Annotated in this window: 8 protein-coding genes; 5 read left to right on the top strand and 3 right to left on the bottom strand. The window is 37.6% G+C overall.

All coding sequences use genetic code 11. From position 1 onward, the window contains the following. Positions 1-5 precede the first annotated feature (5 nt). Positions 6-428 (bottom strand): hypothetical protein, encoded by a 423-nt coding sequence (locus HMPREF0013_RS16430; RefSeq protein WP_002115580.1) that lies wholly within the window; start codon positions 426-428, stop codon positions 6-8. Positions 429-545: 117 nt separating this feature from the next. After that, on the bottom strand, positions 546-1,877 hold the full coding sequence (locus tag HMPREF0013_RS16425) for an MFS transporter (protein WP_005803945.1): 1,332 nt from the start codon (positions 1,875-1,877) through the stop codon (positions 546-548). Positions 1,878-2,250: 373 nt separating this feature from the next. On the opposite strand from HMPREF0013_RS16425, the gene glpK reads away from it, so the two are divergent. Both glpK and glpD read left to right on the top strand, forming a co-directional pair. After that, the gene (gene glpK / locus HMPREF0013_RS16420; RefSeq protein ID WP_002115540.1) at positions 2,251-3,759 is read left to right on the top strand and encodes a glycerol kinase GlpK; all 1,509 of its coding nucleotides are present in this window, start codon (positions 2,251-2,253) and stop codon (positions 3,757-3,759) included. A 154-nt stretch (positions 3,760-3,913) separates the two neighbouring features. Continuing rightward, entirely contained in the window at positions 3,914-5,431 is a 1,518-nt protein-coding gene (glpD, locus tag HMPREF0013_RS16415; RefSeq protein ID WP_002115524.1) for a glycerol-3-phosphate dehydrogenase, read from the top strand. A 41-nt stretch (positions 5,432-5,472) separates the two neighbouring features. Here the strand turns inward: glpD and HMPREF0013_RS16410 are convergent, their stop codons facing one another. Beyond that, the gene (locus HMPREF0013_RS16410; protein WP_002115528.1) at positions 5,473-7,305 is read right to left on the bottom strand and encodes a phosphoenolpyruvate carboxykinase (GTP); all 1,833 of its coding nucleotides are present in this window, start codon (positions 7,303-7,305) and stop codon (positions 5,473-5,475) included. Between the two features lie 391 nt (positions 7,306-7,696). Here HMPREF0013_RS16410 and HMPREF0013_RS16405 point away from each other — a divergent pair, with 391 nt between their 5' ends. The 3 genes from HMPREF0013_RS16405 to HMPREF0013_RS16395 form a co-directional block, all read left to right on the top strand. Beyond that, entirely contained in the window at positions 7,697-8,635 is a 939-nt protein-coding gene (locus HMPREF0013_RS16405) for a diacylglycerol/lipid kinase family protein (protein WP_002115559.1), read from the top strand. Further along, positions 8,616-9,374 carry a metallophosphoesterase family protein gene (locus tag HMPREF0013_RS16400; RefSeq protein WP_002115522.1) on the top strand — a complete coding sequence of 253 codons (759 nt, stop codon included), beginning with the start codon at positions 8,616-8,618 and terminating at the stop codon, positions 9,372-9,374. Before HMPREF0013_RS16405 ends, HMPREF0013_RS16400 begins: the two co-directional genes overlap by 20 nt. A gap of 303 nt (positions 9,375-9,677) precedes the next feature. Beyond that, positions 9,678-14,941 (top strand): Ig-like domain-containing protein (locus HMPREF0013_RS16395; protein ID WP_005803942.1); only part of this gene is annotated, 5,264 nt, incomplete at its 3' end.

Below are 14,941 nucleotides of genomic sequence, written 5' to 3'. Positions count from 1 at the left end.
TTATTTTATGAACAAGTATAACGAACAACTTTTAGTGTGCTTGGACGTGCTTCAAGCGCTTGGCGAGTCGCATAGTCTTCACCATTATTTAAGCTAGGTGTATTTGATAAGCCAAAAGAAGCACGAGTTTCGCCGAGTTGAATTCCATAATGCTCATCTTTCGCTGGATTAGGAATTTCATTGATACTCAAAATTGATAATTTATAAACTTTCTGAGCACCTAGCACATTCTGACAAGCGCGTTGTAATTTACGTTCATCGAGTTGCTGGTTATTACGACCCGCTAAAGTGTAAGCTAAAGTCGCCGAAGTTTTTGTTTGGTTTTCAATCTGGTATCCAGTTGAACCATTATATTGTCGAGGGGTAGTCTGACAAGCAGTTAAAACAAACATACTACTTAATGCCAAGCATAAAATACTTCTATTCATCAGTATCGTCCTTATTTTCTTATAGCTAGTATCTCATAAAATACAAAGGTTGTTGGGGCTTAATCTCATGATTTGAGCTAACATCGGCGAACGATATTAGCCCTTATTAGTAAAGTATTAATGTTCTTTGATTTTTGAATGATGCTTGGTATCTTTCATAAAAATATAAATAATGAGAGAAATGAAGATCATGATACTTACATAAATAAAGTACCAAGATTCATGCCCAGCTTCTTTAAAACTTAAAGCAAAGAACTCTGCTGTTCCGCCAAATAACGTATTGGCAATCGCGTAAGGTAATGCAACTCCTAAAGCGCGAATGTGTGCAGGGAAGAGCTCAGCTTTAACTACGGCATTAATTGAAGTGTAACCAGTCACCATTACGAGACCCCCAAAACATAACCAGAAAGCTGTCCAGTAGTTATGTGTATTTGCGAGTGCATCGAATAGAACGTATGTGAATAAAACACCTGTTATTCCGAAGAAAATCATAAGGGGTTTTCGACCAATGCGATCCGATAAAGCACCCGCTACAGGCTGTAGACACATAAAAATAAATAGCGCTAAAGTTGTAATTTGAGTAGCTTCAGGTTTGGTAAATCCAGAAGTATTGACCAAATATTTTTGCAGATAAGTCGTGTAAGTATAGAAAGCTAAAGTCCCGCCAGCTGTTAAAAACAATACTGTGAACGCTTCTTTCGGATAATGTTTAAATAAAGCAAACATGCCTGATTTTGGCTGGTCTGTTTCTGCCTGAGCATTTTTAAAAGATTGAGTTTCTAATAGGCCACGTCGAATGCGGAAAACTACAATAGCAAGTAAAGCCCCGATAAAGAAGGGGATACGCCATCCCCAATCATGTAATTGTTCTTCAGTTAATACCATTTGTAATATTAATAGAACACATAGGGCTGTGAGCTGACCAGCAATCAATGTTACATATTGGAAGCTAGAGAAAAAACCACGTCGATTTCTTTCAGCCATTTCACTTAAATAGGTAGCACTAGCACCATATTCACCGCCTACACTTAAGCCTTGAATTAAACGAGCGACAACTAAAAGAAGAGGGGCAAATACACCAATACTTTCATAACTTGGTGTCACGGCAATAAGCAGCGAACCTATACACATTAACGTGACGGAAAGCGTAAGACCCGCCTTGCGTCCTTTACGGTCTGAATAGATTCCCATAATCCATGCACCGATCGGGCGCATTAAAAAGCCTACAGCAAAAATTGCAGCCGCTTGAAGGAGTTGAGCTGTCTGGCTACCTTTTGGAAAAAAAGCATGAGCAAAATAGAGCGTGAAAGCTGCATATACATACCAGTCGTACCATTCAACAAGGTTACCGGCAGAACCGCCCAAAATTGATTTTAGACGAGTTTTTGTATCTAAATTAGAATGTGGAGTTGTTGCGGTAGAAGGTTGATCAACCATGAGTCGCTCCATGTTTCGCTTGGGTTGAATGCTAAAAAAGAGAAGATTTATTCCGTTTTTACATATTTTCTAGAGGAGTATTTCACTTTATTTTTTTTATGTCTGTAAAACAATGTTTATTATTTAAGCAAAGGAATAAGTTGAATATTTATGTGATTTCAAATTAGCCGATCAGCTCACGTTTATAATATTGTTGGGATCTTTGGCATATTATTTTTTTCCAAGTAGTAAAAATTGATAAAGAATGAGTAGAGTTTGGGCGAAGAAAACCTATACCCCTTAAAAATAATGATATATTCCAAAGAAAATTTTAAGTAAATATAGTTAGGCATGATGTCTTGGCATTGTGGACTAGATGTGTGTGAATAATGAAAGGGACATTCGGATGTCAAATTGCCCGAAAAAATATATTGTTGCTTTTGATCAGGGAACAACAAGCTCAAGAGCAATTGTTTTAGACCATGATGCTAATGTTGTCAGTATTGCTCAAAAAGAATTTACTCAGATTTATCCTCAGCCTGGCTGGGTTGAGCATGACCCTATGGAAATTTGGGCTACGCAAAGTGCTGTTTGGGTAGAAGCATTAGCTCAAGCAGGCATTAAGAGTGAACAAGTTGCAGCAATTGGGATTACCAATCAGCGGGAAACCACAGTTGTTTGGGATAAAAAAACGGGCAAGCCGATTTACAATGCGATTGTTTGGCAAAGTCGACAAACGACTGAGATATGCAATCAATTACATAAAGCAGGATTGCAAGAATACATACGTAAAACAACGGGTTTGGTGATTGATCCGTATTTTTCGGCCACAAAAATTAAATGGATTTTAGACCATGTTGAAGGAAGCCGTGAGCGTGCTGAGCGAGGAGAGTTGTTGTTCGGTACGGTGGACACTTGGTTAATCTGGAAACTAACCAATGGTGCTGTTCATGTGACTGATTTTACCAACGCATCACGAACCATGTTATTTGATATCGAAAAGCTAGAATGGGATGAAAAACTTTTACAAGTTTTAGATATTCCTCGAGTAATGCTACCCGAAGTGCGTAGCTCATCTGAGGTTTATGGATATACACATACCATTAGTGGGCAAGAAGTTGGTATCCCCATTGCAGGGATCGCAGGTGATCAACAAGCCGCACTGTTCGGCCAAATGTGTGTTGAGTCTGGTCAGGCAAAAAATACCTACGGCACTGGCTGTTTTCTATTAATGAACACAGGTAAGAAGATTGTTCGTTCAGAACATGGATTACTAACTACTATTGCATGTGGTGCGAGTGGTGAGGTGAACTATGCCTTAGAGGGCGCCGTATTTAATGGTGGTTCTTGCGTTCAGTGGTTACGCGATGAATTAAAAGTCATTAAGAATGCTAGAGACTCTGAGCTTTATGCAACACGTGTGAAAGACAGTAACGGTGTATATGTTGTACCTGCTTTTACAGGGTTAGGCGCACCATATTGGAACCCAACAGCGCGTGGAGCTATTTTTGGACTTACTCGTGGGGCTAGTATTGAACATATTATTCGTGCAACTTTAGAGTCTATTGCTTTTCAAACCCGAGATGTTTTAGATGCAATGCAGCAAGATGCAGAAGAAGAACTCCGTACACTCCGTGTTGATGGGGGAGTAACGGAAAATAATTTCTTAATGCAATTTCAGGCTGATATTTTAGCGACACCAGTAGAACGTCCAATAATGAAAGAAACCACAGCTTTGGGTGCAGCTTTTCTTGCTGGACTGGCGACGGGTTTCTGGCAAGATCTACATGAGTTAAGAAATAAATCTGCCATAGAAAAGGTATTTGAGCCAAAAATGTCTTCTGAGCAATCTGAGATGATTTATAAGGGTTGGCTCAAGGCAGTTAAACGTAGTCAAAGTTGGGCTGAGGATTAGTTCGTTCTTTAACTGGTTGAATTCACTAGTAGGGTAATCAATTAATGGTTAAACACTTAGTTATTTAAAATTGATTATTCTACTTTTTTGATTGTTGTTTCATCAATTTGATGTTTTAATTTTTATAAGATCAACAATAAAAAGAAAATGAGAAATGAAAATACAGCCTAATGATTATTCAAAAATATATGACATTGCCGTGATCGGTGGCGGTATTAATGGCGTCGGTATTGCTAATGATGCAGCAGGCCGTGGACTATCGGTATTTTTATGTGAAAAAGATGATTTAGCTAGTCACACTTCATCTGCTAGCAGCAAATTAATTCATGGTGGTCTGCGCTATTTAGAGCATAAAGAGTTTAGATTGGTTAGAGAAGCCTTAGCAGAGCGTGAAGTGTTGTTGGCTAAAGCTCCACATATTATTAAACCCATGCGCTTTATTATGCCTCATCGACCACATTTACGCCCTGCATGGTTAATTCGGGCGGGCTTGTTTTTTTATGATCATTTGGGAAAACGAGAAAAACTATTAGGATCAAATCTTATTTACTTTAAAGAAGATAGTCCTTTAAAACCAGCTATCACACGTGGCTTTGAATATTCTGACTGTACTGTAGATGATGCACGTCTTGTAGTGTTAAATGCATTACAAGCCAAAGAGAAAGGTGCCAAAGTCTTAACACGTACGCGTTGTATTAAAGCTTATAGGGAACAAGAGCTGTGGCATCTGGAGTTACAAAGCGGAGCAGAGTTTTATCAGGTACGTGCAAGAGCTTTGGTGAATGCAGCTGGTCCTTGGGTTGAAGAAATTATTAGTGAAAACCTAAATTTAGAATCGCCTTATCAAATCCGATTGATCCAAGGAAGTCATATTGTTGTGCCAAAACTATACGATTGTCATAAAGCCTTCATTATGCAAAACGAAGATCGACGCATCGTGTTTGCAATTCCGTATTTAGAAAAATATACACTGATTGGTACGACCGATCAGGAATATACAGGTGATCCACAAAAGGTAGAGATCACAGAGGTAGAAATTGATTACCTCTTAACAGTGACCAATTCACATTTTAAAAAGCAGTTAACTCAAGCTGATATTGTAAGCCAGTACTCGGGTGTACGTGCTTTATGTGATGATGAATCTGATAATCCTTCAGCGATTACACGTGACTATACCTTGGCATTACAGGCTGAACATAAAAAAGCACCTTTGTTATCTATATTTGGCGGCAAGATCACGACTTATCGGAAACTGGCAGAGGCTGCTTTAGAAGATCTATCCCCGTTTTTTAGTAATATGGCAGAGGAGTGGACTGCAGATGAGCCATTACCTGGCGCTGAAAACTGGACAACACTAGATGATTTAACGCATCAGATTCATTCACGTGTAAGTGGAGTTTCTGAGTCACTTACCAACCGTTGGGCGCATGCATACGGCACAAGAGTCTGGAATATGGTTCGAGAGAGAAATGCAATAGAGCAATTAGGCCAGAATTTTGGACATGATTTATTTGAATGCGAAGTCAAATACTTATGTGAATATGAATGGGCAACTACTGCGGAGGATATATTGTGGCGTAGAACAAAACTAGGTCTGGCATTTGATGAAAAACAAGTAAAAATATTAGAAGCTTATTTATCTGAGCGTCGACAAAAAGATGATGCCGCATAATAAAAAAGGTCGCACATGGCGACCTTTTTTATATATAGCAATTAGAAGCCAGTTTTTACAGCTTCAAGTAAAGCTGCTTGACGTTCTTTTAATGCTTTTGGTAAGCGATCACCGAGTTTATTAAATAAATCAGTGTGGCTTTCAATTTCAGTAATCCACTGATCTTTATCTTGAGCTGTGATTAGGTCAAATTCTTCTTTAGAGAATTCAGTACCTTCCCAGTTCAAGTCGTCATATGTTGGAACAAGGCCAATTGGTGTTTCAACAGCGTTTGCACGACCTTCACAACGATCAATGATCCACTCAAGAACACGCATGTTTTGACCGAAACCAGGCCATACGAAGTTGCCTTCAGCATCACGACGGAACCAGTTTACATTAAAGATTTTTGGTAATTTATTACCAGCTGCTTCAGCTTTTGTACTTACTTGTTGACCAAGGCTTAACCAGTGATCAAAGTAGTCAGCCATGTTATAGCCAGCAAATGGAAGCATCGCGAATGGGTCACGACGAACGATACCTTGTTGACCAACAGCAGCAGCAGTAGTTTCAGAACCCATAGTTGCCGCTTTATATACACCGTCAACCCAATCGAAAGCTTCAGAAACTAAAGGAACCGTATCTGCACGGCGACCGCCGAAGATAAATGCAGAAATTGGAACGCCTGCTGGATTTTCCCAGTCAGCATCGATAGAAGGGCATTGACCAGCTGCAACAGTGAAGCGAGCATTTGGATGCGCTGCTTTTTCACCATTTACATGAGGTTGACCTTTCCAGTTAGTTAAGTTTGTTGGAACTTCTTTAGAAAGACCTTCCCACCATACTTGACCATCTTCAGTTACTGCTACGTTTGTATAGATAACATCTTTGTGAAGAGTTGCCATACAGTTCGGGTTAGTCTTGGTATTTGTACCAGGAGCTACACCGAAGAAACCAGCTTCAGGGTTAATCGCATATAAACGACCATCTTCACCTGGTTTGATCCAAGCAATATCGTCACCTACAGTTTCGATTTTCCAACCTTCATAACCTGCTGGTGGAATTAACATTGCAAAGTTTGTTTTACCACATGCAGACGGGAATGCTGCAGCGATGTAGTGTTTTTCACCTTGAGGGTTAGTTACACCAAGAATAAGCATGTGTTCAGCTAACCAACCTTGTTCGCGTCCCATGACAGAAGCGATACGAAGAGCTAAACATTTTTTGCCAAGTAATGCGTTACCGCCGTAACCAGAACCGAAAGACCAGATTTCACGAGTTTCTGGGTAATGAACGATATATTTTTCAGGGTTACATGGCCAAGCAACGTCTTGTTGACCTTCAGCAAGTGGAGCACCTACTGTATGTACGCAAGGAACAAACTCGCCGTCTGTACCTAATACGTCATAAACTGCTTTACCCATACGTGCCATTTTACGCATGCTAACAGCAACGTAAGGAGAGTCAGTTAACTCAATACCGATATGAGCAATATGGCTACCTAAAGGACCCATTGAGAAAGGAACAACGTACATTGTACGGCCTTCCATTGAGCCTTCAAATAAACCATTTAATTTTTCACGCATAACAGCTGGGTTTTCCCAGTTGTTTGTCGCACCAGCATCTTCTTTATTTTGAGAGCAGATGTAAGTACGGTCTTCAACACGTGCAACGTCAGATGGGTCAGAATTTGCAAGATAAGAACCAGGATGTTTTTCTTGGTTTAATTTCTGCATGGTGCCGTTAGCGATCATCAAGTCGATTAGACGTTGATACTCTTCTTCGCTTCCGTCACACCATTCGATTTTTGCTGGTTTGGTTAAGTTTGCAATTTCTTCAACCCATGCGATAAGCTTAGGATGACGAACGAATTCTGGTGCGTTCACTGTGGTCATGGTGAGGCCTATTCAAAATATGTACAACGTACAAGTCATTCATTGAGAGGTACAATGAAAGATCAAATAAAAAAGTGGCTGTATTAAAGCACAAAATCATAAAAAAAATAAGACTAAAGACTAAGAAATAGATATTTTACTTTTATATATTTTTCTCATTTAAATCATTAACTTGTAGTTTTTTACAATATCTTATTCTCAATATTTTTATGTTGTATGTATGTTATTTATATTATTTATTTCCTTAAAAATCAACAGCTTGATTCTTATTTTTTTCTTGAGAATTATTATTGATTAAACAAATGATCTTCATTCAAAATTTACATAAAGAGACTTTTATTAGGCGTTTTTATATACAATATTCAGGATGAATCCCTCTAAGATAATAAAAATGCGGACTTTAAAACCTCTCTCTATCATTTATAACCAAAAGTCGGGTTTTCATGCGTCAAAACATGAAGATATGTATGAACAGTTAATGACCGTGTTCACCGAATTTGGTTTTGAAATACAAGTTTTTGAATTAGCGGAAGATGTTTCTTTTGATGATTTGATGAGTCAAGTAATTCATCGGCATAGCCAAAATGCAAACTTAGGTGTTGTTGTTGCAGCGGGTGGGGATGGAACATTAAATGCGGTAGCATCAAAACTTAGACATACTCATATCCCTATGGGAATTTTACCTTTGGGAACTTTTAATTATGTCGCTAAAGTTTTAGATATTCCCTTAGATTTGTTAGAAGCTGCTGAAGTCATCGCTACAGGTACACCACGCTCTGTACATATTGCGACAATTAATGACCATGTTTATTTAAATAATGCGAGTCTAGGACTTTATCCATTATTTATAAAGAAACGTGAGCTTTATAATAAATATTTAGGACGCTTACCTTTACATGCCTATACCTCAGCTCTGGATGTTTTATTAAGAGAAAATAAATCCATGAAACTTTCCGTCACAGTTGATGGCAAGAAATATCCAGTCAAAACCCCTCTAATTTTCTTTGGTAATAACCAGTTGCAGTTGTGTGATATGAAATTAAGAATTGCCGAATGTGCAGCACAAGGTCGGGTCGCTGGAGTAGTCATTACGAAAAGTGATAGGCTTAGTTTATTAAACATGTTGTGGCAGTGGATTCAAGGCAAAGTAGAAGAGACACAAGATGTTTATAGTTTTTGTGCAGATCATGTGGTGGTAGATTGTGCAAAAAGATCAAAACTTACAGTAGCTTTAGATGGTGAAATATTAGAGATGAAAGCACCTTTAAATTTCTCTGTAGAAAAGAATGCTTTAAATATTATGGTGCCAAATGTTGTTACATCTGTCTGATCTGCATTTTGGAACAGAAATTGAGGCATGTTTAGATGCAATCCGACTTTTTTGCACTCAACATAAACCTGAAGTCATTGTGGTGAGTGGTGATATTACTCAACGTGCCCGATATCAACAGTTTTATAAATGCCGTCAGTTTTTAGATAGCCTTAATATTCCTTATCTTGTTGTTCCTGGTAATCATGATATTCCGTTGTACCATGTCTGGAACCGTTTTTTTTCACCCTTTACTCGCTACCAATATTTTTTTGGCCAGCTTGAACCGACTTTAGAAACTGAACATTTTTATATTGTTGGGGTGAATAGTATTCGCCGTCGTTATCATACTCGTGGACATATTTCGATTGAGCAAATTCAAACTACATATGAGCGATTACAGCAAGCGCCAGCGGATAAAATCAAATTAGTTGTTTTCCATCAACCTTTTTATACTCCACCTGATGATGAGCATGGTATTAAAGATTGTCCTGTATTAGGAAAAATGGCACTCGAAAAATGGAGTACAACGGGACTATTTGGAATGTTACACGGGCATTTACATAAAACTGCTGTATATGATTTAACGCAAATTTATCAGTTAAAGATAGATTATCCTATTTATGATATTCATGCAGGAACAGCAACTTCTAGCCGTTTGCATTATCATGTTCCAAATAGTTTTAATGTCATTTCAAATGAAGGAAAAATTAATCATTATTGGTTTAATTACGATTTAAAGATTTTTCAATTAATTTAATTTATAAAAACTATATAAGACATTTAACTTAAGAGTAGATTGATAAAATTTTATCCATTACAATGCCTAAGCTTTAAATTCTATATATGGGGAATAGGAAAACATTCTAAATGTTTTATCATTTTAAAAATAATATTAATGGATACATAAAAAATTTTTAACTATATAAAAAGCCGCGATTTAAAGTAGCTACAATAAGGGTTTAGTGTTTTATGATAGTTAATAATATTTGATTAAATGAGTATCTATTTATCTTAATATTTTAGAATAACTTAATAATATTTAAAATTTCATGGTGGAAAAATGGTACAAGTATCATTAATGGCAAATAATGCTTCAAAAAATAATACAGTTGATATTAATGTAGGCCAGACAAAAAATATTGTAGTAAATCCTAAAGAAGTCGCAAAAATCGATATAAATCCAGAAAAAATTTCTTCAATAACAAGAGAAGGAAACAGTGCAATTGTTCATCTAAAAGATGGAACTGAAATTGTTTTAGAAAACTATTTTATTAGCGAAAACCCGCAAATTCTTTTAAATGAAGGGCAGAGTTATTGGGCTGCTAATCTGGGAGAAGATGCTAGCGGACAGACCACTGTTAATTATTTAGAATTAAAAGATACGCCAAAGCTTATTGATAGTTCATCTTCTGTACCCCTTTGGTCTTGGGTAGTCAGCGCTTTAGCAGGAGCAGGAACAATTGCTTTATTGTCTCGGAACGATTCTAAAGATACGACACCTCCTGAGCCAGGTACTTTGAATCTTAATAATTTTTTAGATTCTGGGGGATCAACTGCAGACCAGATTACTCAGGATAAAAACTTTAATTTAAAGCTTGAAGGACAGGAAAGTGGAAGCCGAGTAACATATTTGGTCTCTACCGATGATGGTAAGACTTGGCAAGAAACAACAGTAACTCAAAAAGATTTAGTGGATGGAAGTTATCTTTACAAAGCTGTAGTGACAGATCGAGCTGGAAATGCATCGGAAACTGCTATACAAAAAGTGGTTGTGGATACCACAGCGCCGCAAGCAGGTGAACTGACTTTATCTGCTTTGGCTGATACGAGTATTTCGGCAACTGATCAGATTACGCAAGATAAAAACTTCAATTTAAAGCTTGAAGGACAGGAAAGTGGCAGCCAAGTAACGTATTTAGTTTCTATCGATGATGGTAAAACTTGGCAGGAAACAACTGTTACTCAAAAAGATTTGGCTGATGGTATTTATCAATTTAAAGCTTTAGTAACCGACGTTGCAGGCAACATATCTGAAACCAGTGTGCAAAAAGTCGTTGTGGATACCACAGCGCCGCAAGCAGGTGAACTGACTTTAGCTGCTTTGGCTGATACGGGCATTTCAGCAACTGATCAAATTACGCAAGATAAAACTTTTGATTTAAAGATTAGCGGACAAGAAGTAAATAGCCAAATCATTTACTGGATATCTAAAGATGAAGGAAAGACTTGGCAGGAAACAACAGTAGCTCAAAAAGATTTGGCGGATGGTGTTTACCAATATAAAGCAGTAGTAATCGACGTTGCAGGTAATACATCAGAAACCGCTATACAAAAAGTCGTTGTGGATACCACAGCGCCGCAAGCAGGTGAACTGACTCTATCTGATTTGAGCGATACAGGTGTTTCAGCAACCGATCAGATTACGCAAGATAAAACTTTTGATTTAAAGATTAGTGGACAAGAAGTCAATAGCCAAATCACTTATTGGATATCGAAAGATGATGGAAAGACGTGGCAGGAAACAACAGTAGTTCAAAAAGATTTAACCGATGGGGTTTACCAATATAAAGCTATAGTTACAGATATTGCAGGCAATACATCAGAAACCGCTATACAAAAAATCGTTGTAGATACTACCGCACCACAAGCAGGTGAACTAACTTTATCTGATTTGAGTGATACAGGTGTTTCAGCAACCGATCAAATTACGCAAGATAATAATTTTACTTTGAAGCTAGCTCAACCGATTGTAATCGGAGAGCAAGCTGCTTTATTAGACCACTATGAAGTCTCTACCGATGAAGGAAAAACTTGGCAGGAGACAACAGCTGATCAAAAAAATTTAGCTGATGGTAGTTATCTCTATAAAGCCGTAGTAACGGATCTTGCAGGCAACACATCAGAAACTGGTGTGGAAAAGGTAATTATAGATAATTCTTTAAATATTGAATCAACTACAGTAACTGTAAAGCCGATTACTGAAGACAATACAATAAGCCTAGTTGAAAAAGATCAAGTTATTTCTATAAGACTGGAAGTAGATAATCTACCAACAGATTTAAATAGCTCACTGACATCAGTAAATACGACTCTAAACGATGTTGTGTATAACTTTCATTTTGATGAAGTTACCCAAGAGTGGGTTACTGAAATTCCAGCAGAGTTTTTGTGGTCAGAAGAATCGCAAACCAATATATCAACTGATATTAGTCTTACTGATCAAGCTGGCAATACAGCTATTATTAAACAGACCCAAAATTATAATGTAGATCATACTCCAAATTCGCCAACTCTAGATTCACTAACTTTCAACAATATAGATGGAGCTATCATTTCAGGTAGCGCATATAAAGGAAGTAAAGTTGATATCTATAATAAAAATGGTGATTGGCTTGCAACTACAATAGCTAATGAGGAGGGTAAATTTACTTTACAAGACCTTTCTATTAGTACTAATCAAGAAATTTATGCGGTCGCTACTTATAATGGATACAGCAGTGAAAATTCGTCAATTAGCCTAGTTACTGAAGTTCCTGCTATTAGTATTACAAGAATTAGTCCAGAAGGTGTGATCACTGGTTATGCGACCGAAGGCAGTCATTTTATTGTAAAAGATCAGAATGGAAATATTCTACAAGAGTTTAACTCCATTGCATTTGAGGGTTCAGGTATTACGCCTTTTAGTGTAATGGCATTAGGTGAGGTCAGACCATTTACTTTGACCCTCAACCAACCTTTAGAGGAAGGTACTCAAATTATTATCTCTACAGATAAAGATAATATTTCAGGCCATCCACAATATATTACCGCAGACTATACTCCAGCAGTATTTTTAGAAACTCCACAATTTGATATTAGTGGTGAAACTTTATCAGTACATGTTAATGAGCCGAACAGCTTTATTCGTGCATTTTCTGGAGAGGGCAATTTAATTGCTACAGGTTTTACCGATGAACAAGGCTTTGCAAGTTTACAGGTATTCCAATTTTTAAAAGAAGGTGAGTCGGTTACCGTACAAGTAGTAGATAAAAATCAAAATACGAGTGAAGCCCTAATCGAAGTTCCAAACTTTGCTTATATTCCATATGTTGAACGTATTACACAAGAAGGCTTAATTTCTGGGTTTGCTGAAGATAATAGTACAGTAATCGTGCGTGATGCTGACGGTAATGAATTAGGAAAGGTTATATTAGGTGATGACAATAGTTGGAATGAATTTAGTCATTTTAGCTTGAGTGTAAACCGACCTTTAATTGATGGAGAGCAAATTTCCGTTCAAATTATTGATAATAAAGGGTTGATGAGTCCTGAGCAGAATATCATTGTAGATCTGACTCCTCCACCTGTTCCAACAGATTTAAATTTCAATGATGCTGGTGATTTAGTTTATGGCCATGCAGAACCTTTCTCTGAAATTTTAGTTAAAGATGGGCAAGGAAACATTCTTAATAAATGGTTCTGGAATAACTGGACTGATGAGAGTGGAAGTTTTTCGATAGAACTAGGTATGTTTTTAACTAATGCTGAGACGGTTTATGTCACGGCTACCGATGTGAATGGAAATGTAAGTTTAGCAGCGCAGATACAGGCGCCTAATTATGCTTTTGCCCCCCATGTAGATAGCTTTACTTCGGACGGAGTGATAAGTGGACAAGCTGAAAATAATAGTACTCTTATTGTTAAAGATGCCAAAGGTGAAGTCGTAGCTGAAATTAAAGTCGGTGAAGATAACGGTTGGAATGGATCAAGTTATTTTAAACTCCAGCTTGACCGCCCTCTTGTTAATGGTGAGCAGTTTTTCTTATCAATTAAGGATGCTCGTGGACAAGTAAGCACCGATACTGTAATTACCGCTGATACGGTTGCTCCTACACCAGCCAGCAATTTAGTTTTCTCAGAAGATGGTTCATATCTTACAGGCGTAGCAGAACTGAATACTACGATTCAGGTTTTTGATCATAATGGTCAGCTCGTGAATATATGGAATAACACCATAAACTCAGATGGTACATTTACTATTTTCTTAGGTAGCAATAATTTACATGGTGAGGCATTCACGGTCACAGTTAAAGACCAAGCTGGAAATGTGAGTGAAGCTGTTTCAATAAATGCTCCACTTGATGATATTGCACCGGATCCAATTAAAAATATTTTACTTGATGCAAACGGTCAAAACTTTACAGCACAAGCAGAAGCAAATAGTCAGATTGAAGTTTTTGATTCATTAGGTAATCAGACGGGTTGGGGCTCTACAGATAGTGCTGGTAATGTCTCAGGCTTTTTCAATCAAATCTATTTACATGGTGAAGAGCTTATTTTTGTTGTCATAGATCGAGTTGGTAACCGTAGTATCGAATTTAAGCAAAATGCTTTAATTGATACTATTGCACCAAATCCGATTGCAAATATCATCTTCAACGAAGATGGCCAAAGCTTTACAGCTCAGGCAGAAGCTGGAAGCTCTATTGAAATATTAGACCAGGCTGGAAATAAGATTACTACTAGTTATACCGATAGCTTAGGTAATGTATTTGGTTATTTCCCACAAGTTTACTTACATGGTGAGGAACTTACTTTTGTTGTAGTTGACCGAGCAGGTAACCGTAGTGCAGAGGTCAAGCAGAGTGCTTTAACTGATGATATCGCACCAAATCCGATTGAAAATATTGCATTAGATATCAATGGACAGAGCTTTACAGCTCAGGCTGAAGCAAATAGTCAGATTGAAATTAAAAATACCAATGGTGACATTATTGGTTATGGATCAGCAGATAGCACAGGCAATGTTTCTGGTTACTTGTATCAGGTCTATTTACATGGCGAAGAGCTTACTTTTGTTGTCGTTGACCGAGCGGGTAACTGTAGTACAGAAGTTAAGCAGAATGCTTTGATTGATGAGATTGCACCAAATCCAATTGAAAATATTGTATTCGACTCAAACGGACAGAACTTTACGGCGCAAGCAGAAGCAAACACTCAAATTGAAGTCAAAAATGCAGCGGGTGAGGTCATCGGTTCAGGTTATGTAGATGGCGCTGGTAATGTGTCAGGTTATTTATATCAAGTCTATTTACATGGAGAAGAACTTACTTTTGTTGTCGTTGACCGAGCGGGTAACCGTAGTGCAGAGATCAAGCAAAACGCTTTAACTGATGATATTGCACCAAATTCAATTGAAAATATTGTACTTGATGCGAACGGACAGAACTTTACAGCTCAGGCAGAAGCAAACACTCAAATTGAAGTCAAAAATGCTGCTGGTGAGGTCATAGGATCTGGTTCAACCGATAGCATGGGAAATGTTTCAGGTTACTTATATCAAGT

This window comes from Acinetobacter sp. SH024 (genome assembly GCF_000163635.1).
In the GTDB taxonomy this organism is placed as follows: Bacteria; Pseudomonadota; Gammaproteobacteria; order Pseudomonadales; family Moraxellaceae; genus Acinetobacter; species Acinetobacter pittii.
The sequence above is the reverse complement of the archived record's forward strand: the minus strand, read 5'-3'. Positions and strand labels throughout refer to the sequence as shown.